The sequence below is a fragment of the Mycobacterium sp. TH-M116 genome (assembly GCF_057473685.1).
On record NZ_JBYCLC010000199.1, the window covers coordinates 14,396 to 41,095 of the forward strand.

General features: G+C 66.9%; 27 protein-coding genes. 7 read left to right on the forward strand and 20 right to left on the reverse strand.

Annotated elements, in window-relative coordinates:
* Positions 1 to 76: 76 nt before the first annotated feature.
* Positions 77 to 3,862, reverse strand: a complete 3,786-nt coding sequence (metH, locus tag AC2VOK_RS10025; RefSeq protein WP_428900335.1) for a methionine synthase — start codon at positions 3,860 to 3,862, stop codon at positions 77 to 79.
* Between the two features lie 94 nt (positions 3,863 to 3,956).
* Positions 3,957 to 4,250 carry a hypothetical protein gene (locus AC2VOK_RS10030; protein WP_428900336.1) on the reverse strand — a complete coding sequence of 98 codons (294 nt, stop codon included), beginning with the start codon at positions 4,248 to 4,250 and terminating at the stop codon, positions 3,957 to 3,959.
* A gap of 172 nt (positions 4,251 to 4,422) precedes the next feature.
* On the opposite strand from AC2VOK_RS10030, the gene AC2VOK_RS10035 reads away from it, so the two are divergent.
* From AC2VOK_RS10035 to AC2VOK_RS10045, 3 genes are all read left to right on the forward strand, one after another.
* Positions 4,423 to 5,298, forward strand: a complete 876-nt coding sequence (locus tag AC2VOK_RS10035) for a PAC2 family protein (RefSeq protein WP_421529475.1) — start codon at positions 4,423 to 4,425, stop codon at positions 5,296 to 5,298.
* Between the two features lie 114 nt (positions 5,299 to 5,412).
* Entirely contained in the window at positions 5,413 to 6,921 is a 1,509-nt protein-coding gene (locus tag AC2VOK_RS10040) for an amino acid permease (RefSeq protein WP_428900337.1), read from the forward strand.
* A 76-nt stretch (positions 6,922 to 6,997) separates the two neighbouring features.
* Positions 6,998 to 7,138 (forward strand): hypothetical protein, encoded by a 141-nt coding sequence (locus AC2VOK_RS10045; RefSeq protein WP_421529477.1) that lies wholly within the window; start codon positions 6,998 to 7,000, stop codon positions 7,136 to 7,138.
* 24 nt (positions 7,139 to 7,162) lie between these two features.
* On the opposite strand, the gene AC2VOK_RS10050 is transcribed toward AC2VOK_RS10045, so the two are convergent.
* The 7 genes from AC2VOK_RS10050 to AC2VOK_RS10080 form a co-directional block, all read right to left on the reverse strand.
* On the reverse strand, positions 7,163 to 8,047 hold the full coding sequence (locus tag AC2VOK_RS10050) for an SDR family oxidoreductase (protein WP_428900338.1): 885 nt from the start codon (positions 8,045 to 8,047) through the stop codon (positions 7,163 to 7,165).
* A gap of 25 nt (positions 8,048 to 8,072) precedes the next feature.
* Positions 8,073 to 9,320 carry a cysteine--1-D-myo-inosityl 2-amino-2-deoxy-alpha-D-glucopyranoside ligase gene (gene mshC / locus AC2VOK_RS10055; RefSeq protein WP_428900339.1) on the reverse strand — a complete coding sequence of 416 codons (1,248 nt, stop codon included), beginning with the start codon at positions 9,318 to 9,320 and terminating at the stop codon, positions 8,073 to 8,075.
* A 23-nt stretch (positions 9,321 to 9,343) separates the two neighbouring features.
* Positions 9,344 to 10,135, reverse strand: coding sequence for a 3'(2'),5'-bisphosphate nucleotidase CysQ (locus AC2VOK_RS10060; protein WP_428900340.1), 792 nt, complete (start codon positions 10,133 to 10,135; stop codon positions 9,344 to 9,346).
* A gap of 30 nt (positions 10,136 to 10,165) precedes the next feature.
* Entirely contained in the window at positions 10,166 to 10,996 is an 831-nt protein-coding gene (locus AC2VOK_RS10065) for an SCO1664 family protein (RefSeq protein WP_428900341.1), read from the reverse strand.
* Positions 10,980 to 11,567, reverse strand: a complete 588-nt coding sequence (locus AC2VOK_RS10070) for a DUF3090 domain-containing protein (protein WP_428900342.1) — start codon at positions 11,565 to 11,567, stop codon at positions 10,980 to 10,982. Before AC2VOK_RS10070 ends, AC2VOK_RS10065 begins: the two co-directional genes overlap by 17 nt.
* Positions 11,568 to 11,640: 73 nt before the next feature.
* On the reverse strand, positions 11,641 to 12,378 hold the full coding sequence (locus AC2VOK_RS10075) for a histidine phosphatase family protein (RefSeq protein ID WP_428900343.1): 738 nt from the start codon (positions 12,376 to 12,378) through the stop codon (positions 11,641 to 11,643).
* A gap of 105 nt (positions 12,379 to 12,483) precedes the next feature.
* Positions 12,484 to 12,786 (reverse strand): hypothetical protein, encoded by a 303-nt coding sequence (locus AC2VOK_RS10080; RefSeq protein ID WP_421529483.1) that lies wholly within the window; start codon positions 12,784 to 12,786, stop codon positions 12,484 to 12,486.
* Positions 12,787 to 12,968: 182 nt separating this feature from the next.
* Here AC2VOK_RS10080 and AC2VOK_RS10085 point away from each other — a divergent pair, with 182 nt between their 5' ends.
* Genes AC2VOK_RS10085 through AC2VOK_RS10095 form a run of 3 tightly spaced genes read left to right on the forward strand, consistent with a single transcriptional unit; the run spans position 12,969 to position 15,381 of the window.
* Entirely contained in the window at positions 12,969 to 13,985 is a 1,017-nt protein-coding gene (locus AC2VOK_RS10085; protein ID WP_428900344.1) for a YncE family protein, read from the forward strand.
* The gene (locus tag AC2VOK_RS10090; protein ID WP_428900345.1) at positions 13,982 to 14,251 is read left to right on the forward strand and encodes a DUF5703 family protein; all 270 of its coding nucleotides are present in this window, start codon (positions 13,982 to 13,984) and stop codon (positions 14,249 to 14,251) included. The genes AC2VOK_RS10085 and AC2VOK_RS10090 overlap by 4 nt, the downstream gene beginning before the upstream one ends.
* A gap of 32 nt (positions 14,252 to 14,283) precedes the next feature.
* On the forward strand, positions 14,284 to 15,381 hold the full coding sequence (locus AC2VOK_RS10095) for a quinone-dependent dihydroorotate dehydrogenase (RefSeq protein WP_343709118.1): 1,098 nt from the start codon (positions 14,284 to 14,286) through the stop codon (positions 15,379 to 15,381).
* Here AC2VOK_RS10095 and AC2VOK_RS10100 read toward each other — a convergent pair.
* From AC2VOK_RS10100 to AC2VOK_RS10115, 4 genes are read right to left on the reverse strand one after another with little or no spacing between them, the layout of a single operon-like run.
* On the reverse strand, positions 15,328 to 16,311 hold the full coding sequence (locus AC2VOK_RS10100; RefSeq protein WP_428900346.1) for an SDR family oxidoreductase: 984 nt from the start codon (positions 16,309 to 16,311) through the stop codon (positions 15,328 to 15,330). The genes AC2VOK_RS10095 and AC2VOK_RS10100 overlap by 54 nt on opposite strands.
* A 53-nt stretch (positions 16,312 to 16,364) precedes the next feature.
* Positions 16,365 to 17,183: an HAD-IIB family hydrolase gene (locus AC2VOK_RS10105; protein WP_428900347.1), complete on the reverse strand. Its 819-nt coding sequence runs from the start codon at positions 17,181 to 17,183 to the stop codon at positions 16,365 to 16,367.
* Positions 17,184 to 17,188: 5 nt separating this feature from the next.
* On the reverse strand, positions 17,189 to 18,328 hold the full coding sequence (locus tag AC2VOK_RS10110) for a hypothetical protein (protein WP_428900348.1): 1,140 nt from the start codon (positions 18,326 to 18,328) through the stop codon (positions 17,189 to 17,191).
* A 35-nt stretch (positions 18,329 to 18,363) separates the two neighbouring features.
* On the reverse strand, positions 18,364 to 18,933 hold the full coding sequence (locus AC2VOK_RS10115) for a helix-turn-helix domain-containing protein (protein ID WP_428900349.1): 570 nt from the start codon (positions 18,931 to 18,933) through the stop codon (positions 18,364 to 18,366).
* A 414-nt stretch (positions 18,934 to 19,347) separates the two neighbouring features.
* Here AC2VOK_RS10115 and AC2VOK_RS10120 point away from each other — a divergent pair, with 414 nt between their 5' ends.
* Entirely contained in the window at positions 19,348 to 19,494 is a 147-nt protein-coding gene (locus AC2VOK_RS10120) for a hypothetical protein (RefSeq protein WP_428900350.1), read from the forward strand.
* A 292-nt stretch (positions 19,495 to 19,786) separates the two neighbouring features.
* Here the strand turns inward: AC2VOK_RS10120 and AC2VOK_RS10125 are convergent, their stop codons facing one another.
* The 7 genes from AC2VOK_RS10125 to AC2VOK_RS10155 all read right to left on the reverse strand — a co-directional run bounded on the left by AC2VOK_RS10125 (position 19,787) and on the right by AC2VOK_RS10155 (position 26,692).
* Complete coding sequence (locus AC2VOK_RS10125) at positions 19,787 to 20,176, reverse strand: hypothetical protein (protein WP_428900351.1); 390 nt, start codon at positions 20,174 to 20,176, stop codon at positions 19,787 to 19,789.
* Between the two features lie 209 nt (positions 20,177 to 20,385).
* Positions 20,386 to 22,257: a phosphoenolpyruvate carboxykinase (GTP) gene (locus tag AC2VOK_RS10130; protein ID WP_343709107.1), complete on the reverse strand. Its 1,872-nt coding sequence runs from the start codon at positions 22,255 to 22,257 to the stop codon at positions 20,386 to 20,388.
* The gene (locus AC2VOK_RS10135) at positions 22,254 to 22,619 is read right to left on the reverse strand and encodes a hypothetical protein (RefSeq protein WP_428900352.1); all 366 of its coding nucleotides are present in this window, start codon (positions 22,617 to 22,619) and stop codon (positions 22,254 to 22,256) included. Before AC2VOK_RS10135 ends, AC2VOK_RS10130 begins: the two co-directional genes overlap by 4 nt.
* A 30-nt stretch (positions 22,620 to 22,649) precedes the next feature.
* Positions 22,650 to 22,976, reverse strand: coding sequence for an ArsR/SmtB family transcription factor (locus AC2VOK_RS10140; protein ID WP_428900360.1), 327 nt, complete (start codon positions 22,974 to 22,976; stop codon positions 22,650 to 22,652).
* 115 nt (positions 22,977 to 23,091) lie between these two features.
* The gene (locus AC2VOK_RS10145) at positions 23,092 to 24,570 is read right to left on the reverse strand and encodes a hydrogenase large subunit (protein ID WP_428900353.1); all 1,479 of its coding nucleotides are present in this window, start codon (positions 24,568 to 24,570) and stop codon (positions 23,092 to 23,094) included.
* Complete coding sequence (locus AC2VOK_RS10150; protein WP_343709110.1) at positions 24,567 to 26,039, reverse strand: proton-conducting transporter transmembrane domain-containing protein; 1,473 nt, start codon at positions 26,037 to 26,039, stop codon at positions 24,567 to 24,569. Before AC2VOK_RS10150 ends, AC2VOK_RS10145 begins: the two co-directional genes overlap by 4 nt.
* A complete protein-coding gene (locus tag AC2VOK_RS10155; RefSeq protein WP_343709111.1) occupies positions 26,039 to 26,692 on the reverse strand; it encodes a hypothetical protein in 654 nt (217 codons plus the stop codon). The genes AC2VOK_RS10150 and AC2VOK_RS10155 overlap by 1 nt, the downstream gene beginning before the upstream one ends.
* Between the last annotated feature and the right edge of the window lie 8 nt (positions 26,693 to 26,700).

Sequence of the window (26,700 nt, forward strand, 5' to 3'; positions counted from 1 at the left end):
CTGTAGCGAAAGTGCGAGTAGTGCTCTGCAGAATTACAGGCTCGGCGGCCCCGCCGGCCAGTCCTCTCCGAGCCGTTCAGTCCTCCGGGTTGTAGCCGAGGTTGGGGCCGAGCCAGCGCTCGGCTTCGGCCAGCGTCCACCCCTTGCGCTTCGCGTAGTCGGCTACCTGGTCCTGGGCCATCCGGCCCACCACGAAGTACTGCGACTGGGGGTGCGAGAAATACCAGCCGCTGACGGCAGCACCGGGCCACATCGCCATCGACTCGGTCAATTCGATACCGGTCCGCTCCTTGACGTCCATCAACGTCCAGAGCGTCGCCTTCTCGGTGTGCTCCGGGCAGGCCGGATAACCGGGGGCAGGGCGGATTCCCCTGTACTTCTCATCGATGAGCGCCGCGTTGTCCAGCTGCTCGTCGGGCTCGAATCCCCAGAACTCCCTGCGGACCCGTTGGTGCATCCGCTCGGCGAACGCCTCGGCCAGCCGGTCGGCGATCGACTCCAGCAGGATCGCACTGTAATCGTCGACGGCTGCCTTGAACTCCGCGATCTTGTCACCGCCGCCGAGCCCCGCGGTGACGGCGAACGCGCCGATGTAATCGGCCAGACCGGTGTCCTTGGGCGCGATGTAGTCGCCGAGGCACCGGTTCGGGATGCCGTCCCGGTGCTCACCCTGCTGACGGAGGTTGTGCAACGTGGTCAACACCTCGGTGCGGGTGTCGTCGGTGTAGACCTCGATGTCGTCGAAACCGGGGCCGACCGCGTTCGCCGGGAAGAATCCGATGACCCCGTTGGCGGTCAGCCACTTTTCCTTGATCAGGGTGTCGAGCATCTCCTGGGCGTCGTCGTACAGCTTGCGGGCAGCCTCGCCGGTGGCCGGGTTGTTGAGGATGTCGGGGAAGCGACCCTTCATCTCCCAGGCGTTGAAGAACGGCTGCCAGTCGATGTATTCGCGCAGTTCGGCGAGGTCGTAGTCGTGAAACTCCCGCACGCCCAGCCCCTGGGCGGGCACCGGCGGCGTGTAGCCGTCCCACACGATCGGAGTCCGGTTGGCGCGGGACTTCTCCAGCGTCAGCATCGGCCGCTCGTTCTTCTGGGAGTGCCGCTCGCGAAGGGATGCGTAGTCGGCCTCGGTGGCCTCCAGCAGGGCCGGACGCTGCTTGTCGTCGAGGAGGGCCGCGGCGACCGGCACCGAACGGGACGCGTCCTTGACCCAGACCACCGGGCCGCTACGGCGCGGCGCCACCTTCACGGCCGTGTGGGCGCGCGAAGTGGTCGCGCCACCGATCAGCAGCGGAATCTTCAGCCCCTCGCGTTCCATCTCGACGGCGAAGTTGACCATCTCGTCCAGCGAGGGGGTGATCAGCCCCGACAGCCCGATGATGTCGGCGTCGTGCTCCTTCGCCGCGTCCAGGATCTTGCTCGCAGGCACCATCACACCGAGGTCGATCACTTCGAAGTTGTTGCACTGCAGGACGACCCCGACGATGTTCTTGCCGATGTCGTGGACGTCGCCCTTCACGGTCGCCATGATGATCGTGCCGTTGGTGTCTTTCCCAGCTGCGGCGCCGGATTCTTCCTTCTCCGCCTCGATGTACGGCAGCAGGTACGCAACGGCCTTCTTCATCACCCGGGCCGACTTGACGACCTGGGGCAGGAACATCTTGCCCGAGCCGAAGAGGTCGCCGACCACGTTCATGCCGTCCATCAGCGGGCCCTCGATCACCTCGATCGGGCGACCACCCGCGGCGGCGATCTCGGCCCGCAGCTCCTCGGTGTCGGCATCGACGTGGGCATCGATGCCTTTGACCAACGCGTGCGTGATCCGTTCGCGGACCGGGAGACTGCGCCACTCGGCCGCGACCGGGTCGTCAGCCTTCTCCGTGCTGTTGAACCGCTCGGCGATCTCCAGGAGCCGTTCGGCCGCATCCTCGCGGCGGTTCAGGACGACGTCCTCGATGCGGTCGCGCAGCTCGGGGTCGATCGAGTCATACGGCACCAGCGCGCCGGCGTTGACGATGCCCATGTCCAGGCCCGCCTTGATGGCGTGGAACAAAAACACGGCGTGGATCGCCTCGCGGACGGGATTGTTGCCCCGGAACGAGAACGACACGTTCGAGATACCGCCGGAGATGTGCACCCCGGGCAGATTCTCCTTGATCCAGGCGCAGGCCTCGATGAAGTCGATCCCGTAGGTGGCGTGCTCCTCGATACCCGTCGCCAGCGCGAAGCAGTTCGGGTCGAAGATGATGTCCTCGGCCGGGAAGCCGACCTCTTCGGTCAGGATCCGGTAGGCGCGCCCGCAGATCTGTTTGCGGCGCTCCAGGTTGTCGGCCTGGCCCTGCTCGTCGAAGGCCATCACGACGACAGCGGCGCCGTACTTGCGGCACAGCCGTGCCTCGCGGACGAACTTCTCCTCGCCCTCCTTCATGGAGATCGAGTTGACGATCGGCTTGCCCTGCACGTTTTTCAGGCCCGCCTCGATGACCTCCCACTTGGAGGAGTCGATCATCACCGGGACGCGGCTGATGTCCGGCTCGGCCGCGATCAGCTTGGTGAACCGGTCCATCGCGGCGACGCCGTCGATCATGCCCTCGTCCATGTTGATGTCGATGACCTGCGCACCGACCTCGACCTGTTGCAGGGCGACCGACAGCGCGGTGTCGTAGTCCTCGGCCTTGATCAGGTTGCGGAACCGGGCGGAGCCGGTGATGTTGGTGCGCTCACCGATGTTGACGAACAGCGAGTCGTCGGTGATGTTGAGCGGCTCCAGTCCGGCCAGGCGAGTGGCCGCTTGATTTTCTGGGATCTCCGGCACCTCGCGCGGCGGCTTGCCCTCGACGACCTTGGCGATCTCCGCGATGTGCGGCGGCGCCGTCCCGCAGCAACCACCGACGATGTTCACCAGGCCCGCCTCGGCGAAGTCTGCGATGTAGCTCGCCTGACGCTCGGGGGACTCGTCGTACTCGCCAAAGGCGTTGGGCAGCCCGGCGTTCGGATAGCAGGAGACGAAGGTGTCCGCGATCCGCGACACTTCGGCGATGTACGGCCTCATCTCCGGCGCGCCCAGGGCGCAGTTGAGGCCGACCGCGAGTGGCTTCGCGTGCCTGATCGAGTTCCAGAATGCTTCGGTGACCTGACCGGACAACGTCCGCCCGGAAGCGTCGGTGATGGTGCCCGAGATGATGACGGGCCAGCGGCGTCCGCGGTCCTCGAACAGAGTCTCGACGGCGAACACGGCCGCCTTGGCGTTCAGCGAGTCGAAGATCGTCTCGATGATGAGGAGATCAGCACCACCGTCGACCAGGCCGTTGGCTGATTCGAGGTAGGCCGCGACCAGTTGGTCGTAGGAGACGTTGCGGGCCCCGGGGTCGTTGACGTCCGGCGAGATCGACGCGGTGCGCGTGGTCGGGCCGATTGCGCCGGCGACGTAGCGGGGCTTGTCCGGGGTGCTGAACTCGTCGGCGGCCGCCCGCGCCAGAGCGGCACCGGCGTAGTTCAACTCGTAGCTCAGCTCGGCCATCTCGTAGTCGGAGAGCGAAATCGCGTTCGCGTTGAACGTGTTGGTCTCCAGGATGTCGGCGCCCGCCTCGAGGTACTCGCGGTGGATCCCGGCGATGATCTGTGGCTGCGTCAGGCTGAGCAGGTCGTTGTTGCCCTGAAGCGCGGTCGGCCATTCGGTGAACCGATCGCCGCGGTAACCGGCCTCGTCGGGCCGGTCGCGCTGGATCGCCGTGCCCATCGCGCCGTCGATCACCATGATCCGCTGGCGCAGAGCCGCCGTCAGTACGTCGGTGCAGTCTGGGCGGATGTTCGGCGCGAAGGTCTGAGACGCCGAGGCGTTTACGGTGGCGTTCACGTGCATTCCTTCCGTTACGGAAGGCGTCCTTGACTCTGCCGAGCGTGGCGGATACCGGCAGGGACCCGGATCCGTTGCAACGCCTCTCGACCAGGAAAGTCTACGTTGTCACCCGACGTCTGGACGCCCAGCTCGACCCGACCCGCTCAAGCATCGCGGAGCCCTCCAGCGCCGGCTTGCGAATCGTGTCGGCAATCTCGTCGTTACCAACTCTAACCAGATGGCAGTCGAACATATTTCGTCTCGACCGCGGCGACCGCCGGCTGCCGAAGTCATCGAGGCCCAGGTCAGCCGCCTGCGGCCGGGTACCCGTCACGCCGTCGCCGACCACCGCACGCCGCGCCAACGCATCGAGGACGCCAATGTCGTAGCGGGCTTGGCTTCCGACAGTCACCCGCTTAAGGATAGTCGGCCTGTGAAATCGTTCGGCCGACGGCGTTCGAACCTGCCACCCCGGGGTTTGCCGCGCGGCCCGCATCGTCGGCGGGCCACACCTCACGGCCCACCTCCTCAACGGCCCACCGCGCGGCCCGCATCGTCGGCGGGCCAGGCCGTACCCTGACGTTGTGACTCCGCCCGCCGGTAGCGCCGCGCTGCCCGAACTGCACAACACCGTCGTCGTGGCGGCGTTCGAGGGCTGGAACGACGCGGGTGACGCGGCCAGCGACGCGCTCGAGCACATCGAGGCCATCTGGGAAGCGGAGCCCATCGTCGAGATCGACGACGAGGCGTACTACGACTACCAAGTGAATCGTCCCGTCATCCGCCAGATCGATGGGGTCACCCGCGAACTGGTGTGGCCCGCGATGCGCATCTCGCACTGCCGCCCACCGGGCAGTGACCGCGACGTGGTGCTCATGCACGGGGTGGAGCCCAACATGCGCTGGCGCACCTTCTGCGCCGAATTGCTGGCCATCGCCGACAAGCTCAACGTCGACACCGTCGTCATCCTCGGCGCGCTGCTGGCCGACACCCCGCACACGCGGCCGGTTCCGGTCTCCGGCGCGGCCTACTCGCCGGAATCGGCGAAGCTGTTCGGTCTGGAGGAAACCCGTTACGAAGGACCGACCGGGATCGCCGGCGTCTTCCAGGACGCGTGCGTGGCTGCCGGGATCCCGGCGGTGACGTTCTGGGCGGCGGTGCCGCACTACGTATCGAGCCCGCCCAACCCGAAGGCGACGGTGGCGCTGCTGCGGCGCGTCGAAGAGGTACTCGACATCGAGGTGCCGCTGGGCGACCTCCCCGCGCTCGCCGAGGAGTGGGAACAAGCGATCAGCGATGTGGCCGCCGAGGACGAGGACCTGGGCGAATACGTGGAGTCGCTGGAGCAGCGCGACGCCGAGGTCGACATGAGCGAAGTCCTGGGCAAGATCGACGGCGACACGCTGGCCGCCGATTTCGAACGATACCTGCGCCGCCGCCGCCCCGGACACGGGCGCTGAGTCCGGCCACTAAAGGAATCGCCACGATTTGCCGTCGTCGGCGGTGATGCGAAAACATCGGCAATTCGGCGGCGAGCCCGGCCGGACGGCGCAAGCGACGACGAGAGGAGCCGCATGGCCGCATGGCCCGATCCCGACAACCCTCGGTTGACCGCCGACCAGGTCGATCCGGTCCCGGACCGCCTTGGCGAAGAGGCCGGCTACCACAAGGGGCTCAAACCGCGGCAGCTGCAGATGATCGGCATCGGGGGTGCGATCGGCACCGGGCTTTTTCTCGGTGCCGGCGGCCGGCTGGCCAAGGCCGGGCCGGGGCTGTTCCTCATCTACGCGCTGTGCGGCTTCTTCGTCTTCTTGATCCTGCGGGCGCTCGGAGAGTTGGTGTTGCATCGTCCGTCATCAGGCTCGTTCGTGTCCTATGCGCGCGAATTCTTCGGCGAGAAGGCCGCGTACGTCGTCGGGTGGATGTACTTCCTGAACTGGGCGATGACCTCGATCGTGGACACCACCGCGATCGCCACCTATCTGCACCGGTGGAGTTTGTTCGCCCCCGTCCCCCAGTGGCTTTTGGCCCTGATCGCTCTGGCGGCCGTCCTGGGTATGAACCTGATCTCGGTGGAATGGTTCGGCGAGCTGGAGTTCTGGGCCGCGCTGATCAAGGTGTTCGCGCTGATGGCCTTTCTGGTCGTGGGGACCGTCTTTCTTGCCGGGCGCTACTCCATCGACGGCCGCAGCACCGGATTGAGTTTGTGGACGGGCCACGGCGGCTTCTTCCCAACCGGTCTGGCGCCTCTGCTGGTGGTCGCCTCGGGCGTCGTGTTCGCCTACGCCGCGGTCGAACTGGTGGGCACCGCGGCCGGGGAGACCGCGGAGCCGGAGAAGATCATGCCGCGGGCCATCAACTCCGTGATCGCGCGCATAGCCGTCTTCTACGTCGGGTCGGTTGCACTGCTGGCGCTGCTGCTGCCCTTCACCGCCTACAAGTCCGGGGAGAGCCCGTTCGTCACCTTCTTCTCCAAGGTCGGCTTCTACGGGGCCGGCGACCTGATGAACATCGTGGTCCTCACCGCGGCGCTGTCGAGCCTGAACGCCGGCCTTTATTCGACCGGCCGCGTCATGCACTCGATAGCCATGAGCGGCAGCGGCCCGAGGTTCGCCAAGCGCATGTCGCGCAACGGCGTGCCCTACGGCGGCATCGCGATGACGGCCGTCATCTGCCTTCTCGGTATTGCACTGAATGCCTTCAACCCCGGTGAGGCGTTCGAGATCGTGCTCAACGTCGCCGCACTGGGCATCATCGCGTCATGGGCCACGATCGTGCTCTGCCAGCTTCAGCTCTACCGGGTGGCGCGTGCGGGGCTGCTGCAGCGCCCGCGGTTCCGCATGCCGCTGTCGCCGTACAGCGGGTACGCGACCCTGGCGTTCTTGGTCGCGATCCTGGTGCTGATGGGCTTCGATGCACCGATCGGCACCTGGACCGTCGCATCGCTGGTGGTGATCGTCCCGGCCCTGGTCGTGGGATGGTACGTGGTGCGCCACCGTGTCATGGCCGTCGCGGGTCGGCGTACCGGCCTCACCGAGCCGCGTCCGCCGATTGCCAACCCGCCGATGCAACCGTCAGACTGATGCCCGTCGCCAGACCCACTGCAGGAGAGAAACGATCATTCGCAACCGCTACGCAGCCACGCCGCCGCTGTACGGGATGGCCATGATCTTCCTGGCCATCGCCGTGGTCGCGGTCACCGCGTATCTGCACGCGGGCTGGTGGTCGGCGATCGGGTACGGCGCGGCCGCACTCATCGCCGTGGTCGGCTTCGCGCTCGTCTTCCGCGACCTGTCCTGACGCGACCTGTCCTGACGCGGCGGGTCAGGCCCCGGGCGTCTGCAAATCCTCGTTGTAGGCGCTCGTGGAGCGGCCGAGCGCGGCGACCTCGGCGTCCATCCGCGGCAACAACTCGGCGGTCGTCTTGCGGATGGGGAACGCCCCGACCCGGGTGGACAACACCGGCTTGAGCCAGCGGAACGCGCCGACCCAGGGCGGACAGTAGACGTGGTCCCGGCGGCCCTCGATGCCCTTCACCAGGGCGTCGGCGCACTTGTCGACGGTGGTCGTCGTGTTCAGCGGCCACGGCAGCTTGGCGAGCAACTCGCCGAACGAGGGCAGGTCGGTCTTGGTGTCGCGGACCAGCGCGGTGTCGATCCAGGACATGTGCGAGGAACCCACGCCGACCCCCCGGTGGGCCAGCTCCAACCGCAATGCGTCGGCCAGGATTTCGACGCCGGCCTTCGACGCGTTGTAGGGTGCCAGTCCCGGGGCCGCGGCATAGGCCGCCAGCGACGAGACGACCAGCACGTAGCCCCGGCGGTCGATCACCGACGCCAGCGTGGCCCGCACGGTGTGGAAGACACCCAGCACGTTGACGTCCAGCACCCGCTTGAAGGCCTCGGGATCGACCTGCAGCACCGACCCGTAGCTGGCGATGCCGGCGTTGGCCACGACGACATCGATGCCGCCGAAGCGTTCGACGGCCTGCGCAGCCGCCGCCTCCATGGCGGGCAGATCGCGCACGTCGGCGACCGCGGTCAGCACGCAGTCCTCGCCGAGTTCGGCGGCCCGCGCGTCGAGTTCGGCCTTGTCCAGGTCCGTCAGCACGAGTTGGGCGCCCCGGTCCCGCAGGCGGCGGGCGATCTCGGCTCCGATCCCCCGGGCGCCACCGGTGATGAACACGACCTTGCCCTGCAGCGATGTCATGGCCGACAAGGTACCGTCGCGCCGGTCACAGGTCCACCCCGAGCAGCGCATCGGCCGCGGTCGCGACCAGCCGCGGCGCGGCGGTGTCATGGCCGCCGTATTCGAGCGCGTCGGTAACCCAACCATCAAGGGCAGCAATGGCTTTGGGGGTATCTAGATCGTCGGCCAGGTAACGCCGCACCCGGGCTACGACGTCGGCGGCGTCCGGCCCCGACGGCAACGCCGCCGCGGTGCGCCAGCGCTGCAGCCGGGCTGTGGCCTCGTCGAGCACCTGCTCGCTCCAGGACCGGTCCGTGCGGTAGTGCCCGGCGAGCAGTCCGAGCCGGATGGCCGTCGGCTCGACGCCCCGGGCGCGCAGCGCCGAGACCAGCACCAGGTTGCCGCGGCTCTTGGACATCTTGTGCCCGTCCCAGCCGATCATCCCGGCGTGCACGTAGTGCCGCGCGAAACGCCGCTCCCCGCCGACGCATTCGGCATGGGCGGCGGTGAACTCGTGATGCGGGAAGATCAGGTCGCTGCCACCGCCCTGGATGTCCACTCCGCTGCCGAGGCGGCTGAGCGCGATCGCCGCACATTCGACGTGCCAACCGGGCCGGCCGGCGCCGAACGGCGACGTCCAGCTGGGCTCGCCGGGCCGCGCGGCCCGCCACAGCACGGCGTCGAGGGCGTCGGACTTGCCGGGGCGCTCCGGGTCGCCACCGCGCTCGGCGAACAGCCGCAGCATGGTCTCGCGGTCGTAGCCGGACTCGTAGCCGAACTGCAGCGTGGCATCCGCACGGTAGTAGACGTCGGGGTATTCCCCGTCGACGGCGTACGCCGCGCCGGCGGCGACCATCTTCTCGACGAGCTCGACAACCTCGGCGATCGCTTCGGTGGCACCGACGTAGTCGTGCGGCGGCAGGACGCGCAGCGCGGCCATGTCGTCGCGGAACAGGGCGACCTCGCGGTCGCCGAGTGCACGCCAGTCGATGCCGTCGCGATCGGCACGCTCGAACAACGGGTCGTCGACATCGGTGACGTTCTGCACGTAGCGCACGTCGTGACCGGCGTCCAGCCAGTGCCGATACACGAGGTCGAACGCCAGATAGGTGGCCGCGTGACCCAGATGGGTCGCGTCATACGGCGTGATCCCGCAGACGTACATGCCGGCGACCGCGCCCGGCCCGATCCCGACCGCGACCGGACGGACCTGACGATCGGAGGTGTCGTAGAGACGCAGCTCCGGGCCGCGACCCGACAACTCCGGCACGCCGGGCGAACTCCACGACTGCATCCCTCGACTCTAAACGCGGCCGCTCAGCGGTAGGCGTCGCGTATCGCTGCAAGCAGAATGGGCGCCAGCTCGGCGCGGCACATCACGAAGTCGGGTAGGTACGGGTCGAACTGGTTGTAGCGCAACGGGGAGCCGTCGAGGCGCGACGCGTGCATGCCGGCGGCCATCAACACCCCGGCCGGCGCCGCCGAGTCCCATTCCCACTGCCCGCCCGCGTGCAGGTAGGCGTCGACCTCGCCGTCGATCACGGCCATCGCCTTGGCGCCCGCCGAGCCGATGGCCACCGGCTGGATGGGCAGCATCTGGTGAATGCGGTAGAGCACTGCGGGAGGCCTGCTGGCGCTGACCGCGATCCGGATGGTGCCGCCCACGCCGACGCGCGCGGCATCGGCGGTCACCGTGTCGCTGCGGTACACGATGTTGCCGCGGGCCGGCAATGCCACCGCGGCGTCGGTGATCTCGCGCTGCCCGTCGGTGGGCCGCTGCCACAACGCGATGTGGACCGCCCAGTCGTCACGGCCGGGGGTGGAGAACTCGCGCGTGCCGTCGAGCGGGTCGACGATCCATACCCGGTCGCGCTTCAGCCGGACCAGGTCGTCGTCAGCTTCCTCGCTGAGTACCGCGTCCCCGGGCCGTTCGGCCCGCAGCCGTCTCAGCAGCAGGTCGTTGGCCAGCCTGTCGCCCGCGTCGCCGAGCATCCCCGGATGGCCGAAACCGATCTCCGCGCGCACCGTGAGAAGCAGCTCCCCGGCGTCGGCGGCGAGATCGGCGGCAAGTGCGGCATCGGTCATCTCATCCGCGTCGGGGCTCACCATCTCAGTATCACCGACGCCCCGGAGCCCGCGTCAGAACGCCGGCCACGGGATGGGACGGTGCCGACTGGGTGCGGGCATCACCGGCTTGTCCAGCAGCGCCTGGGCGCGCCCGCGCAGAGCCATGATCTCCGCCGGGGTCATGTGCCCGGCCAATTCGTCGCACAGCGAGTCGCCTAGCGCATCGACGAGGCCGGCGACCGCCTCGCACGTCTGGTCGTCGATCGGCGTGCCGGCCCAGCCCCACAACACCGTGCGCAATTTGTCCTCGACGTGCAGACACACACCGTGATCGACCCCGTACACCCGACCGTCGATGCCCAGCAGGACGTGACCACCCTTGCGGTCGGCGTTGTTGACCAGGATGTCGAAGACCGCGATCCGCCGCAGCCGAAGGTCGTCGGCGTGCATCAGGACGACCTCGTCGCCGGCATAGTCGTAGGCCCGCAGCACCGGCAGATAGCCCGGCTGAGGCCTGCCGGCCGGAAACAGGTCGATGAGGTCCGGTCCCGGGCGTGGCTCGGAGTCCACCGCGTCGCCGGGTTGCTGCACCCACAGCTGCACCATGCCCGGACCCGCCGGTCCGTCGCGAATCAACGTGTAGGGAACGATGTTCCAACCCAATCGCGCCGACACCAGATAAGCTCCGAGCTCCCGGCCGGCCAGCGTCCCGTCCGGGAAGTCCCACAGCGGTTGTTCCCCGGAGACGGGTTTGTACACGCAGTGCACCGTGCGCGCGCCCGAACCCGACCCGCCCAGGGCCGCCTCGCACAGGAAGGTGGCGTTGCTGGCAGAGCGGATCCGCCCGAGGATCGTCATCTCGCCGTCGCGCAGCACCTCACGCCGGTCATTCGTCGACGTCATCGCCGGGCCCCAGCAGCGCGCCGCGTCTGTAGCCGTTCGTGCGCGCACAGATGTGGCCGTCGGGATCCAGCGGTTCCTCGCACAACGGGCAGGGCGGCCGTCCCGCGGAGATGACACGGTTGGAGCGGGTGGCGAACTGCCGCGCCGACTCCGGCGTCAGGAACACCCGTACGGCGTCGGGGCCGTCGTCGGTGTCGTCGAGCACCACCGAGGCGTCGAACTCGGCGTCGGTGGCCGCCAGCAACTCGACCACCACGGTCTGGGCCTCCGAGTCCCAGCCCAACCCCATCGTGCCGACCCGGAACTCCGCGTCGACGGGCGTCACCAACGGGCTGACGTCGTCGATCTCGGAAGGCTCCGGCGGCACGGGCGTACCGAATCTGCGGTTCACCTCGAGCAGCAGCGCACCGATGCGTTCCGCCAGCACCGCAACCTGCTGCTTCTCCAAAACGACGGACACCACCCGCGAATCGTGCACCGCCTGGATGTAGAACGTGCGATTGCCGGGGTAGCCGACAGTCCCGGCCACGAATCGGTCGGGGGTGCGGAAGACATGAATTGCGCGGGCCATGGCACTTCCAAAATACCGGCTCGTGCCGTCGCTGCGCGATCCGACAGTGCCCGACCGTCGGACCGCAGCGAAATCAGTCGGTCGAGCCGCCGACCACCGCGTCGCTGGACGGCACCGCGGGGGCCGGTTTTTCCTGCGGCCGCCGCGACTCCTCCCGGGCATCGTCCCTGGGCGGGCTCACCGCCCGCAACGCGGCCGACAGGCGCGCGCCGGTGTGGTTGACGTGCAGCACGAACGGCCGCAGCTCGGTGTAGCGGATGACGCTGACCGAAATCGGGTCGGCGGTGACGCGCTGGAAGCCGTCGAGGTGGATGCCGTAGGCATCGGCGATCACCGACTTGATGACGTCACCGTGGGTGCACGCCACCCACAACGCGTCGCCCCCGTGGTACTCGGCCAGCCGGCGGTCGTGTTCGCGTACGGCGGCCACCGCCCGGGCCTGCACCTGCGCCAGTCCTTCGCCACCGGGGAACACGGCCGCGCTCGGATGGGCCTGGACCACCTTCCACAGCGGCTCGCCCGCCAGGTCGCCCAGCTTGCGACCCGTCCATGCCCCGTAGTCGACTTCGGCGAGCCGGTCGTCGACCAGCGGCTCCAGGCACAGGGACTCCGCGAGCGGTTCGACGGTACGAAGGCAGCGCAGCAGCGGAGAGCAGATCACCGCGCGGATCGGCAGGTCGCCGATCCGGTCGATCAGGCCGGCTGCCTGCTCACGGCCCCTGTCGTCGAGATCGACACCTTCGGACCGGCCCGCGAGGACGCCCGCGGTGTTCGCGGCGGACCGGCCGTGCCGCAGCAACATCACGGTCATGCCGCTGCATCCGCAGGCGGGACGACGTCCGGGAGCCGAGTCATCGACGCAGCCGCAGTCACGGAGCCGACGGTACCTGGTGCGAAGGGCCGCCGACCGACCTGACTAGCGTGTGACGGGCGCTGCGTGCGCGACCGAGTCGCGCACCGCCGCGGTCAGGCTGCGCTCGTCGGTGAGGTCGATGTCGACCAGGCCGCGGACCGCGGTGGCGACCACGTCTTCGGCCTGTGGAACCGGGCCGGCCAGGTACGGCCGGTACACCTCGACGATGAGGGATCGATGCTCGATGCGGAAGGAGAAACTACGTCCGTCTCCGACCTGCCCGTAGCCACTCGCAAAAATCCCCGTCAACATGTCTTCGACCACGAACTGGTCGCCCGTAACATGCCGGTCAACGATGACGGTCATGTCGCGACCATACCTCCGCGGTACGGCCCGGTGTAGCCGACATGGCCGAATTGGATGCGAAACCGTTCCCTAAAATTCGACGGTTCCGTCACCTGAGCCGAGGTAACCCATTGCTGTCGCGACAGAGATCCGCTGAACACGCCGCCCAGAGCTGCAGGTCGGCAAAACTCACGTTGCTGCTGATGGCGCTGCTGCTGTCCGTGCCGGGAGCTGCGTGCTCCTCCAATCCGCTCCAGGCTCCCCCGCCCACGATCGAACCTGGCCGGCCTGCCGCGTCACCGCCGGTGTCGCAGGATCCGGCGGGTTCGGTACGGCCCCTGGCGGGACACGCCGCGGCGGCGGCGTTCGACGGGGCGACCCACATGTTGGTGGTCCTGACACCCGGGGCCGATCCGGCGGCCTCCGCCGGGCTCACCGTGTTCGGCGATCCCCGGGGCGCGCCGCGCGTCGTCACGCTGCCCGGCCCTGCACCGGCGCTGACCGACGACGGCCGCGGCACGGTCTACCTGGCCACCGACGGCGGCTACTTCGTGGTTGAGGTGTCCACCGGCCACAACGCCCGGGTGACCGTCGCCGGCGCCGAGCAGACCCGGTTCACCGCGATCGCTCAACGCGCCGACGGCAAGTTGGTGCTCGGCAGTGCCGACGGCGCCGTCTACATCCTCGCCTCCCCGAATCCGGACCGCGAGGGCACCGCGGCCGTCAGCAGCCGCAGCAAGATCTTCGCCCGCGTGGATGCCATTGTGGCCCAAGGGGACACGACGGTGGTGCTGGACCGGGGACAGACGTCGGTGACGGCGATCGGCGCCGACGGCCGCGCGCAGCAGGCGCTGCGCGCCGGCGAGGGCACGACCACCCTGGCCTCCGACCCGCTGGGCGTAGTGCTGGCCGCCGACACCCGCGGCGGCCAACTGCTGGTGTACAGCGTCGACCCGCTGATCCTGCACCAGGCCTATCCGGTGCGTCAGTCCCCCTACGGTCTGGCCGGATCCCGCACATTGGCCTGGGTATCCCAGACCGCATCCAATAGGGTGGTCGGTTACGATCTGTCCACCGGAATTCCCGTCGAAAAGGTGCATTACCCCGCCGTGCAGCAACCGAACTCGCTGGCCTTTGACGAAGCGTCAGACACCTTGTACGTGGTGTCGGGGTGCGGTGCGGGGGTCCAGGTCATCGAACACGCGGCGGGCGCGCGTTGACCGCGCCGCGCCGGACCGGCTTGCCCGCGGGCTGGGATACCGAGATGTCCGACGAATATGAGTGGGCGCCGCTGCGCCTGCCCCCGGATGTGACCCGGATCAGCGCATCCATCCGGCTGTCGATCGAGGCCGAATATCGCGGCTGGGAGCTGACGCGGGTACGGCTCTACACCGACGGCAGCCGAAGGGTGTTGTTGCGACGCAAGAAAACTCGCGTGGACAGAGCCAACTCCGCCGGGCGTTGGCCCGAACAGCCCGGATTGTGACGGCCCTCGAAAGGCGCGAATCGGCCCGTCGCCTGTACGGTCTGGTGCGCCGGCTGTTGTTCCTCGTTGCGCCCGAACGGATCCACACGCTGGTCTTCGCCGCGCTACGCGGCGCCACGGCCCTCGTCCCGGTGCGACGGGCACTGCACCGGTTGTTGGCGCCGTCGGATCCGGTGCTGGCCGGCACGGTGTTCGGGGTGCGGTTCGCGGGCCCGCTGGGGCTCGCCGCAGGTTTCGACAAGGACGGCACGGGCCTGCACACGTGGGGTGCGCTCGGGTTCGGCTATGCCGAAGTCGGCACCGTCACCGCCCGCCCGCAGCCCGGCAACCCGGCACCCCGCATGTTCCGGCTGCCCGCCGACCGGGCCCTGCTGAACCGGATGGGCTTCAACAACCGCGGCGCGGGCGCGCTCGCGATCCGGCTCGCCCGGAACCGGCCCGATGTGCCGATCGGGGTGAACATCGGCAAAACGAAGACGGCCCCGGCCGCCGAGGCCACAGACGACTACCGCACGAGCGCTCGCCTGGTCGGCCCGCTCGCGTCATACCTGGTGGTCAACGTCAGTTCGCCGAACACCCCCGGGCTGCGCGACCTGCAGGCCGTCGACTCGCTGCGACCGATCCTGGCGGCCGTGCTTGCCGAAGTTTCGGGCCCCCCCGGGCCGCAGACCCCGGTGCTGGTCAAGATCGCACCGGACCTGTCCGATTCCGACGTCGACGACATCGCGGACCTGGCCGCGGAGTTGGGCCTGGCAGGAATCGTCGCCACCAACACCACCGTGTCGCGCGCCGGACTGAGTACCCCCGACGTCGACCGGCTGGGCCCGGGTGGCATCTCCGGACCGCCGGTGGCGCCCCGCGCCACCGAGGTGCTGCGCCGGCTCTACGCACGCGTCGGTGATCGGCTGGTGCTGATCAGCGCCGGGGGCATCGAGACGGCCGACGACGCGTGGGAACGCATCACCGCGGGGGCGTCGCTGCTGCAGGGCTACACCGGTTTCATCTACGGCGGCCCCTTGTGGGCCAAGCATATTCACGACGGCATCGCCCGCCGGCTACACGAAGGAGGGTTCGCCTCACTCGGCGACGCCGTCGGCTCGGCGGCCGGGCCGGGACATGCACCGCCGTGACGCGGGCCCTGCATGCCCCGGCGCCGATGGTTCGCAGGGGGAGCCCGCGTTCGCGATCGGGTGAGCGGGATCGAGTCGCGCTTGAAGTTCAGCGACTCTCGCGCGGGTGGCCGACCATACCGTTCCGGCCGGAGCGCGCATGTCGGGATGACGTGTGGACAGCACGACATCGACCGGTCGCGGTGCGCATGACCTGTCGGCTGCCGCGGCCACCGCAGGGGCGGGCTTTGCGAGCAGCCCGGCGATATACCCTGCCCACTCCAATTTCGTCACTCCGTCGACGCCCACGGCGTGATAGATACCTCGCCGGGCATTCGTCGCCATGGTCATGGCGGTCACCCGCACGACATGCTCCAACGGAATCGGATAGCGTCTCCGGCCGTCGCAGCGAAGCGGTGCACCCTGTCGTATCGCGTTGAACGCTTCGCCAACAAAGTCTCTGCTCCCGAACAACAGCGGGAGACGTATCACCACGTTGTCGCCGTCGCCGAGCAGCAGCTGTTCGGCCTCGGACTTGTGACGGCCATACACCTGCAGAGGCGCCACCTGAGCGTCCTCGAAGTAATTCCCGGGCGCCCCGAAGACGTAGTCGGACGAGTAATAGACGACACGACTCCCGATACCTGCCGCCGCCGCTGCCACCTGGCGTAACCCACGAACGTTGACATCGTAGGAGACCGACGGATTCCGCTCGCACCGATCTGGATCGGACAGAGCCGCAGCGTAAATCACGACGCGTGGTCGGACAGCTTCGATGCATTCGACCACGTCACTGCCGGATCGGACGTCAACCCCGCGGGTGTTCGACGCAGTCGGGTTTCGCGAAGCGCTGCTGATCGACACTCCGTATCCGGGTAGCAGCCGGCTCAATGCTTCCCCGACGCGACCGCCCGCACCGAAGATCAGGACGTCAGTGCGCGAAACAGCCATCGGACCAGGGCTTGGACATCATCGCGACCACTATCGCATTTTTCGTTCTCACATCAGTCCGACATCGCGATTCTGTCCACCCACACGGCCAGGGCATTCGAGCCTGGACCATCGATGTGCTCGCGCGCCGCCAACTTCGCACGGTCAGTCGCCGCACCCACGGCCACACCGTAGCCGGCCATGTGCAGCATCGGCGCATCCGAGTCGCTGTCGCCAAAGGCCACGACGTCGTGCATGCCTACGCCGAGGTCCTGGCACAGCACCCGCATTGCCTGCGCCTTCCCTACGCCCTTGGTCTGAATGTCACAGCAATCGCGCCCGCTGGCCACGGCGTCCAAGCTCGAATATGTTTCCATATCGCGGAGCAATTGTTTGCAGGCCGCTTCCGCACCCCGACACATGACTTTCAACACAGAGATCCCGGCTAGATTCGGCAGCGCATCCGAGGTAAGTCGCTCGTCAGCGGTCAAACCAGTCGCTCGTTCTTCCACGTCCATGAATTCGGCGGGTCCGAACGCCAACCAGCGGAGTCCCTCACACAGGTAAAAGTTCACCGCACCGCCAGCGATGGAAAACCGGCGGAGAACCTCGGTCAATTCCCCGTTTATCACAAAACCCTCGGCGATCAACTGCCGGCCGGACGCACTCCTGGCCAGTGCGCCGTTGTACGCGATCAAGTGCGCGTCCACCCCGATCGCCCGCGCAAGCAACACCAAGGATGCGATCGGCCTGGAGCTGACGAAAACTATCTCAAGCCCTCGCGTCTGCAGTTCTCGGAGGGATGCCGCCGTGGCGGTGGCAACCGGGTTGTCCAAGTCCAACAACGTACCGTCGATATCGAATGCGACGAGTCGCGCGTGGACATCGTGCATATCGCCTACCCCTCGAGTCGCCATTCATCGTGATCGACATCGTTCATACGACTCAACCCGCTGCGATGCGATTCACTCGAGAACGGCAGTTCAATTGACAGTTTCCGCAGCACATCCGCAAGCAGCAAAGCACCCGTCGCATAGATAGCTACCGCCACATTCGGCGACGCCTCTGGGTGGATATGAAACGGCATGTCGGAACAAAAATGCATGGCCTCGTTGAAGTTGATCCTGAGGTCCATTTCTTCGGTATCCGCGCGCAGAACGTCTGCAACGACCTTCTGCATGGAGTTCTTCAATCGCCGATATATCCCGACCAGATGCGGCGATCTGAAGCCGAATTCGACAACTGCCGCATCGGCCTCGAGACGGTGTCTTATCTCGTGGCGGCCCTCATGCAACAAGTCGTAGAGACCGTTGTAGCTGTGCGCCAACTTCCCGATGTCATAGTAGATGTCACAGGCGGGATACCCGCGCGGATCGACCAGCCAAAACTTGTCCGATTCCTGATCGTACAAGATGTTCTCCAAGTGCAGGTCACCGTGAATGTAGGGCGATACCCCGGGCGGCGCCAATTCTGTCGACGCACGACTGCTGCGTTCTAATTCGAGCAACATCGCGGGGATGTTCGGTATTACTCTCCCATTGACCTGCAAGCAACGACTCTCTACCAGCAGAGATAATTCCGCGTCGAGATCGATCGAAACTCCGAGACGATTCCAGACGCGGCTGAAATGGTAGTCCTGCACGTAGGTCGACGGCGGCTCGGCCAGATACGGAAGGTATGCCTGATGGTACTCGTAGTCAAGCACTTGCTTCAGTACAGAAGCCGCTTGATCGGGCGTGATGCGAAGGTTGAGCAGTAAGTCACGGAGGTTTGGCTGGCCGACATAGTCAAGCCCGAGACAGACAGCATCACCTTCCTCGTGGGAAAACAACAATTTCGGGTAGTAAGGGCTGAGCGCGGCCGGAAGACGGGCATAGAAACGCTTCTCATCACTCAACTTCACCGAACCGCGGCCGTCGGCTTGTTTATGAAAATATTTGCGTATGCCCGACTTGGCGAAAGAACCTCCGACGCGAACCGCATCATCGGCGACGAGTTCTTCGACGGTGTAGCGGTGCAAGCCCCTGGTGTCGCTCAATTTGCGCAGTTCAGAATCGAAGGCACACGGGTCGGTCAGTTTATCCTCAGCAAATCGGCGCACTCGAGACGGGCCGCCACGATCTGACCGCTGTCGCTGGGATCCCACACGATGAAATGCGCAGGCAGGCGCACCGACCTCAACGTCAAGAGGCGTACCACCGGAGGTATCAACTCCCGGCCCGAACGGATGACGATCACGTCGTCGTCGGGAGGACAGTTGTCCATCAGCTCACCGAGATCATCGTTGGCGTAGAGCGTGATCACATCGTTCACGCCGTAGCGTTGAAGCTGATACTGGATGGATTCGTGCAGAGCGTCCGGCTCTGCATCGGAATAGGTTCGTTGCGATTCGTCCACGATTATTCCGTGTACGCGTGCGCTGCGGCCGAGCGCTGCCTGGATGAACTCGCTGAGCGGAGCGCCCAAAATCTTCGCCAGCCTGTCGAGCACGGTGACATCGGTCAGGACGCGTTCGCCTCGTTCAACCTCAGACACCCAGCTGACGGCTTTGTCCATCTCGGAGGCCAGCCGCTCACGCGACAAGCCGGCTAAGCGGCGATGTTGGTGGACGAGGTCGGCGACGGTGGATTCAGGCTCAGCCACGATGCCCCATGAGCGGTGATCGCTCGGCCGCACCGTTCGCGGGTCGGAGCCACCGTGGTCTGGGCCTGCGGGCGAAGTTCTCGCTCGGGCAACCGGATAGTGACTGTGCCGACGGTCGTAGGCCCCCAGGCCAGCGCAGTGCAAGGAGGCGCGGTTGCACGCCGGGCAGGGCGCGGGTGGCCGAAACCCGGGCGTCGACACCCGGTGTGTCCAGACCCGGGGGCGGGCGGTCAGACATCTCCAACTCGCTGACGAGTGCGAACATCAATGCCTTTCTGGGCTCATCGCGACGTGGTTGAGGCACCGACAACGTGAATGTCAGCCAGTATCGAGGCTACCGAATCCCCAGCCGAGGGTGCCGCTACAGGGTGTAGGAGTCAAGCGGTGTAGCTTGCCCGAGAGAAGGTGAGCACTGTGGCTGGTGCGATGGTCGATGAGAAGACCGCCGAGGTGGTGCTGATCCTTGGTCCCGGCCGGCAAAAGATGTTGACGATCTTCATCACCGACACCGACACCGACAGCACCGCTGAGACCTTCGCCACACACCACATGCACCGCTGACCGTTCGAGACCGCGATCGCGGCGGCCAAGCAACTCCTGGGCATTGGGCATTGGGCATCGGGCATCGGGCATCGGCCAAGCCCGTAACCGCCTCCAGCACGCGGTCGAACGCACCGTGCCATGCCAGTTTTACGTCCACGTCCGCGTCATTATCTGGTACGCACTGCGCGGCCACCACGCCGGGGACCTCGCCGGACCGGCCGCCAAAATCAACTCTGGAACGCGCACAAGACCGAACCCGCCTTCGAGGACACAATCGCCGAGCTCCGCAGAACGCTTGTCGTAGAACGAATTACGGGCGCTTTCGCGCCGCGACCTGCCCCTCACGGATACCGCGACCACGAACTGGCCTGCGCGGCAGCCGCCGCATACTCTCACTGCGAAACTCATAGAGAATGATGCTCGGCACTACGTCGTGAGATAGCCTGCGGCGCCGCAGGCCGTATTCGTCCTGGGCGACTTCGGTTTCCGGGCCGGACAAGGCGCGGTGCGCTTCCTCGATCGGGCAGGTGATCTTCCCGGTGAACTCCACACCCCAACCGGCAGCGGTAACGTAGTCGGTGATCGACCCAACCGACGGGGTCGCTAGCTCGTTGCAGCATGCGCGCGACAAGGCGTCACCGGTCTTGACCGCATTGATCCGACAGCGCCGCCGCAAGCCCACCAGCGATTCGCCGACCACCAGCGGCTACCGAGCCACGCATGCCCGCCATGCGCACTTGCGACCAGCTCTTGGTGAAAACCGTTTTCTGGCAACTCGTTCGGCAAACCGGACGCGGCGGTGAGGTTAGCCTACCGCAAGCACGCCCGTGGTCTCGTCCGCATTGACCTCGAGGTACGCGTGATGGCCGTCTGGGAACCTACGACCAAAACAGCAACGATCCGACAACTTCATTGAGAAGCTTCTTGTCCAGCGAGGTTGCCGGTGGCGCGTCCTGCGGCCGTGAAGCGTTCTCTGAGGTTACCGAGTTGTTGGCGCAGGACATCGGGAAGTTTGTTGCCACCGATGCAGGCATACCATTCATCAATCAATTCGATTTCGCGTTTCCACTCGGTCGGATCCACCTTCAGTGCAGCAAGGACTGCCGTGTCGTCGTATGCGCGGTCAAGGCCGGTGAGATCGAGATCCTCAAGGTACGGGATGTCGCCGATCGGCGTCCGTAGCGCGTCGAGGCTGCCCTCCACGCGCTGCAGCGCCCATTTGAGGACGCGCGAATTGTCGCCGAATCCCGGCCACAGGAACGAGCCGTCATCGTCGCGGCGGAACCAGTTGACGTAAAAAATCTTCGGCAATAGATCCTGGTTTGCGTTCGCGCCGATGTCGAGCCAGTGCGCAAAGTAGTCGCCGACGTGGTAGCCCAGGAACGGCAGCATCGCCATCGGGTCGCGGCGCACGACTCCGACTGTGCCGGTGGCGGCGGCGGTGGTTTCCGAGGACAGGGTGGAGGCCAGGAACACCCCGTGCTGCCAGTCAAATGCCTGGGTAACCAGCGGGATGGTACTGGCGCGCCGCCCGCCGAAGAAGATCGCCGAGATGGGCACGCCGGCTGGGTCGTTCCATTCGTCGGCGACAGTGGGGCATTGCGCGATGGGCGTACAATAGCGCGAGTTAGGATGCGCCGCAGGCTCTTCCGACTGCGGCGTCCAATCGCGGCGCTTCCAGTCGATAAGATGCGCGGGCGGGTCGGCGGTCATGCCTTCCCACCAGACATCTCCGTCGTCGGTGAGGGCAACGTTGGTGAAGATGGAGTTGCCGCGCTCGATCGTCGCCATCGCGTGGGGGTTGGTGTGAGCGCCGGTACCGGGGGCGACGCCGAAGAAGCCGGCCTCGGGGTTGACCGCGTAGAGGCGGCCGTCCTCACCGAATCGCATCCACGCGATGTCGTCGCCGATGGTCTCGGCCTTCCACCCCTCAAGCGTCGGGGAGAGCATGGCCAGGTTGGTTTTGCCGCACGAGGAAGGGAAGGCGGCGGCGATGTAGTACACCCGCCCCTCGGGGGAGGTCAGTTTGAGGATCAGCATGTGCTCGGCGAGCCAGCCTTCGTCGTGGGCCATCTTGGAGGCGATGCGCAGCGCGTAGCACTTCTTACCCAGCAAGGCGTTGCCGCCGTATCCGGAGCCATAGCTCCAGATCGTGCGTTCCTCGGGGAAATGACTGATGTATTTGGTGTGGTCACACGGCCACGCCACGTCGTCCTGACCGGGGTGCAGGGGTGCGCCGACCGAGTGCAGGCATCGGACGAACTCAGCGCCGGTGTCAAGCTTGTGCCACACCGGTGTTCCCGAGCGGGTCATGATCTGCATGGAGACTGCGACGTATTCGGAGTCGGTGATCTGCACACCAAGCTTGGGTTCGGCGGCATCCAGCGGCCCCATGCAAAACGCGATCACGTACATGGTGCGCCCGGCCATCGCCCCGCGATACTCCTCGGTCATCACCGTTTTCATGTCGACGGGATCCATCCAGTTATTGGTGGGCCCGGCATCGGAGGAATGCTGAGAGCAGATGAAGGTGCGGTCCTCCACGCGAGCGACATCCTCGGGGTCTGACGCGCACCAGAAGGAGTTGGGCTTTTTCGACAGCGCGACGAAGGTTCCTTTGTCCACGAGAAGTGTTGTCAGCCTGTGCCATTCGGCCTGAGAGCCATCGCACCACACGACCGCGTCGGGGCTGGTCAGATCGGCCACGCTGTTAACCCAGTCCACGATCGCGGTCGCGGTGGTCGGCGCAGTGTCGAGGCCGGTGATGGCGACGGTGCTCATGATGATTCTCCTCCGGAATGTTGGTGCAGGGTGACTGGCTGCTGCGGTGTGGCGTCGCCGTGGCGCGGCGTGGCGCGAGATGCGGCGAAGCGATGCTCGCCCAGGGCCCGGACCACCTCTGCGTTCACCGTGGGTACCAGCAGCGGTTCGGTGAGCGCAGGCACGATCTGGTCGGGCGGGCTGCCGGCGAGGTCGATCGACAGGTCTTCGTGCGCCATGACGGCGCGCAGCGGATTACCCTCCGCGTCGCGCCGGTTGCAGGTCGTCAGCATTCCGGTACCCGCCTTGAGCGGCAGCGGCCGAATTCGCGGCGCGACCTCTGGGTTGACCCGCGACGACAATCGTGCGATCCGCGCGGCCACGGTGTCGGTGCCTGCCTTTCCGTCACCCGTTCAGCCCGCCCGCTCGGCCACCAGTGATCCAGGGAGGTCTTCAAGGGTTTCGGCCTGACCCGCGACCACCCTGCTGAGGATCGACCGGGCGACGCTCAACAGCTCGGCCACCTGGGGTGAGGTCAGCTCGTAGCACACCGACAGCCCCTCCCGGCGAGCGGTGACCAGACCGGCGCGACGCAGGATGGACAGCTGCTGTGACAGGTTGGCCGGCTCGATGCCGACCTCAGGCAACATCTCGGATACCGCGTGTTCGCGGGCGCTCAGCAGCTCGAGGATCCGGATGCGGGCCGGATGGCCCAGTGTCTTAAAAAAGTCCGCCTTCATCCGGTACAGCGGCTGGTGTGCGTCCGTCACGATGCCCCTCCCAACCCAACAACATATTTGTTAATTGCGAACTTTAGCAAAGTGATGCAATAGAGGGAAGGGCGCCGGTGCGCGCTCACAGGTCGTTGCCGGCGTAGGACAGATTGAAGCTCTTGTTGGTCAGCGGGAAGTCGGGGACGATCGTGTCGGCCATGGCGACCGGCAGCGCGGGCCAGTTGAACCAGGACGGGTCGACGATCTTGGCGCGGGTAATGCGCGAATCGGCGTCGATCTCGACGCGGTGCACGATGGTGCCGCGCCAGCCTTCCGTGATGCCGACTCCGCTGCGCGGGCTCCCCAGCACTGGCATGGGTGTCCTGTATTCGATGGGGCCACCGTGTGATTCGACCAGGTAGCCGGCCAATACGGCGGAGGCCGCGAATTCGTCGCGCCGGACCGCGTAACGCGCCAGGACATCGCCGGCCGACTGGCTGATCTCGGTGATGGGCAGCGTGGTACTGGGATGCTCGAGCCGGGCGTCGGTGCGGATACCGCTGGCGCGTGCGACATAGCCCAGGCAGCCCATGGCGCGGGCGTCGTCGACGGCGAGCACGGCGGTGCCGGCGAAGCGGTCGTAGACGACGCTGTTACCCAGCGTCAGCTCGGCGACCTCGGCGAGGTCGGCGGCGAGGCGGAGCAGCTGCCCGGGATCGGGCAGCTGGTGCAAGGTCACCCCGCCCGGGCGGATGGCCCCGCGCAGCAGCCGGTGCCCGCTGACGGCGGCGTTGATGCGAAGTAGTTGTTCGCGGATGCGTTGTGCGTGCCCGTTGGCCAGCGCGAATCCGACGTCGTTGGCGAGCGCACCGAGATCGGCGGCGTGATTGTAGAGCCGTTCCAGTTCCACGATCAGGGCCCGCAGCCGGTGGGCGTGGTCGGGCAACGCTATCCCGAGGGCGTCTTCGACGGCGAGGCTGTGCGCGAGGGCGTGCGCTGCAGAAGTGTCGCCACTGACCCGTTCGGCGAGGTCCCCCGCATCACCGGCGATGCGGCCGTGGAAGAGTTGCTCAAGGCCGCGGTGCACGAACCACAACCGCGCTTTCAGCCGCAGCACGGTTTCGCCGACGACAGAGAACCGGAAGTGACCGGGCTCAATAATCCCGGCGTGCACCGGGCCGACCGGTATCTCATAGACCCCGGCGCCGTTGACCGTGAGGAACGGGAAGTGGCCGCTCGACGCGAACTGCGGCGCCGGGCCTGCGTCGACACGCATCGGGTACCAATCTTCGGGCCAGTGCGCGTGTCGAACCAGCCGGCGGGGGCGGGGATGCCCCTTCGGCCGAATGCCGTACAAGTCGAGCATTTCGCGTTCGAAGCGGCCCGCCGGGAAAGACAGATACGCCAGCGACTGCACCGACGGACTGTCAACGGGGACGACGCATTCGAGCTCGACACGGCGGTCGGGCCAGCCGGCGAGGAACAGGTAGATGACCCGCAGCCGGTCGCCGTCGTCGTGGGCGGCAACCAGCGCCAGCCGGAAACCGCTCGCCAGGAGTTCTTCGGCCTTGTCGGTCAGCCCGTCGTCGGACACCCGGTACCGCAACCACGTCGGGCTCACCGAACTACTCCCAGGTGACTGGCCGCGGTCATGAACAGCTGAGCCAGCGGCCCGGCGGTGACACCCAGCACGCACGAGGCGGCGACGCCGACGAGCAGGGCCCCCGCGACGGAGGCAGGCACGGGGATGGGGGGCGCGGCGCCATCGGCCGCAGCGCCGAGCAGCATGCGGCCCGCATTGCGCACCAGCGCGGCGAAGGCGATGGCGATCAGCAGCATCGCGACGCCGAGGACCCACGCCAGCCGGGCATCGGCCAGCGAGCGGGCGATGGCCAGCTCGCTGGCGAACATGGCGAACGGCGGCAGGCCGAGCAAGACGATCAGCCCGACGGCGAACGACCCACCGATCAGCCGCGAGCGTTGCACCACCGCGGTGATATCGGCGATGGCGGTGGAGCCGTGTGCAGCCTGCAGTTGTCCGCTGGCGAGGAACAACACCGTCTTGCCGATACCGTGGGCCAGGACGTGCAGCAGCAGAGCGGCGATCGCCACTGCGGTCCCGGCGGCCGCAGCGATCGCGATCAACCCCATGTTTTCCATCGACGAGTACGCCAGCATTCGCTTGACATCACCTGTCACGGTCAGCATCAGCGCAGCGATCACCAATGTGGCCAGCCCGGCCGTGAGTAAACCTTCGCGCAAGAACGCCGGACCGGCGGCGGCGTCGACGATCGGTTTGATCCGCAGCAGCACCGAAATCGCGACCGAGAGCAACACCCCGCTCATCAACGCCGACACCGGGGCCGGTGCCTGGCTGTGCGCATCGGCCAGCCAGGTGTGAAATGGCGCCAGACCGACCTTGGCGCCGTAGCCGATCAGTAGCAGACCGCCGGCGAGTCGGGTGACCGCCGGATCCAGGGTGTGTGCCCGCGCGGTCAGGGTGTCGAGGTTCAGTGCGGCAGTGACCGGCGCGCCGGCGTGACGGGCGGCGAAGTACAGCAGCACGGTACCGAGGAAGGCGATCGCGATACCGACCGAGCAAATGATGACGTATTTCCAGGTCGCTTCCAGTGCGGTGCGGGTGCGGCGGTGCCCGACCAAAAAGGCGGTGACAACGGTGGTGGCCTCGACGGCCACCCAGATCACGCCGATGTTGTTGGCGCACACCGCAACGACCATCGCAGCGAGGAAGGCGGGCGTGAGCGCCCCGTACAGGCGGGCCCCGTCGGCGTCGGTGTGGCCGTGGGCGCGTTCGGCGTCGATGTAACCGATGCTGGCCCAGGTGGCCAGGGTGCCGACAACTCCGATGACGATCAGCATGGTGACTGACAAAGCGTCCACGCGCAGCAGGCCACCGAGCGCCAGATTTTGACGCGACCCGACACCGAAGCCGAGCATCGCACCGCAGCCCAGAACCGTGGCCGCCGAGAGAACTGTCAACGATGCGGTGAGGCGGCGCCAACCGAGCGCCACCGCGGCGCCCGAGGCAGCCAGCGGTGCGAGTATCGCGGCCAATAGCAGGCTTGTCATCAGTCGCGCAGCTCCCGTAGTTGGTCGAGGTCGGCGCCGCCGAAGGTGCGGCGCAGGCGGCCGGTAAGCACTCCGATGACGATCACGGCGAACAGCACGTCCAGTGAGGCGCCGAGTTCCACGATCAGCGGCACACCGGCGGTCAGCAGGAACGCGGTCGCAGCGATCCCGTTGTCCAGCATCAGAAATCCTGCGGCCTGAGACAAGGCGTGCACCCGGGTCGTCATCACGAACAGGGCGATCAGAATCACGCCGAACGCGGCCGGGACCGCATTGGTCGTGGCGCTCGGTTCCAGGTTGGCCATCGGCCGGGTGACCGCGAACGCGACAACGGTCAGCGCCGCGGCGATCAGCAAGGAGGTCGCCGTGTTGATCAAGGGGGTCGCCTCGCGGTGGTCGCGTTGCTCGGCGCCCACTGCGCGGGCCAGCAGCCACGGCAAAACCAAGGCGCGCAACAGTAGTACCGCAACGCCCACGGCGATCAGCGCCGGGTCGTTGTCATGCGCTCCCCGCACGATGGGAATGGTGGCCAGCGCAACACCTTGCCAGGCCAGTAGGCGCCCGATGGCGCGCACGTCGCGGCGCCACACGATCAAGACCGCCGCTAACAGGAGACCACCCGCGGCGAAATCGGTCATGATCGCGAAGTTCATTGCTGCCT

Coding starts and splice junctions, on each gene's coding strand:
- AC2VOK_RS10155 (WP_343709111.1), bottom strand. CDS start 26,692: ATGAACTTCGCGATCATGACCGATTTCGCCGCGGGTGGTCTCCTGTTA.
- AC2VOK_RS10080 (WP_421529483.1), bottom strand. CDS start 12,786: ATGACCGTCATCGTTGACCGGCATGTTACGGGCGACCAGTTCGTGGTC.
- metH (WP_428900335.1), bottom strand. CDS start 3,862: ATGCACGTGAACGCCACCGTAAACGCCTCGGCGTCTCAGACCTTCGCG.
- AC2VOK_RS10085 (WP_428900344.1), top strand. CDS start 12,969: ATGGCGCTGCTGCTGTCCGTGCCGGGAGCTGCGTGCTCCTCCAATCCG.
- AC2VOK_RS10050 (WP_428900338.1), bottom strand. CDS start 8,047: ATGACATCGCTGCAGGGCAAGGTCGTGTTCATCACCGGTGGCGCCCGG.
- AC2VOK_RS10060 (WP_428900340.1), bottom strand. CDS start 10,135: ATGGTGAGCCCCGACGCGGATGAGATGACCGATGCCGCACTTGCCGCC.
- AC2VOK_RS10075 (WP_428900343.1), bottom strand. CDS start 12,378: ATGACCGTGATGTTGCTGCGGCACGGCCGGTCCGCCGCGAACACCGCG.
- AC2VOK_RS10130 (WP_343709107.1), bottom strand. CDS start 22,257: ATGAGCACCGTCGCCATCACCGGCCTCGACACTGCGCCGACCACCGCG.
- AC2VOK_RS10140 (WP_428900360.1), bottom strand. CDS start 22,976: ATGAAGGCGGACTTTTTTAAGACACTGGGCCATCCGGCCCGCATCCGG.
- AC2VOK_RS10105 (WP_428900347.1), bottom strand. CDS start 17,183: ATGCACGATGTCCACGCGCGACTCGTCGCATTCGATATCGACGGTACG.
- AC2VOK_RS10065 (WP_428900341.1), bottom strand. CDS start 10,996: ATGACGTCGACGAATGACCGGCGTGAGGTGCTGCGCGACGGCGAGATG.
- AC2VOK_RS10070 (WP_428900342.1), bottom strand. CDS start 11,567: ATGGCCCGCGCAATTCATGTCTTCCGCACCCCCGACCGATTCGTGGCC.
- AC2VOK_RS10100 (WP_428900346.1), bottom strand. CDS start 16,311: ATGGCTGTTTCGCGCACTGACGTCCTGATCTTCGGTGCGGGCGGTCGC.
- AC2VOK_RS10040 (WP_428900337.1), top strand. CDS start 5,413: ATGGCCGCATGGCCCGATCCCGACAACCCTCGGTTGACCGCCGACCAG.
- mshC (WP_428900339.1), bottom strand. CDS start 9,320: ATGCAGTCGTGGAGTTCGCCCGGCGTGCCGGAGTTGTCGGGTCGCGGC.
- AC2VOK_RS10045 (WP_421529477.1), top strand. CDS start 6,998: ATGGCCATGATCTTCCTGGCCATCGCCGTGGTCGCGGTCACCGCGTAT.
- AC2VOK_RS10150 (WP_343709110.1), bottom strand. CDS start 26,039: ATGACAAGCCTGCTATTGGCCGCGATACTCGCACCGCTGGCTGCCTCG.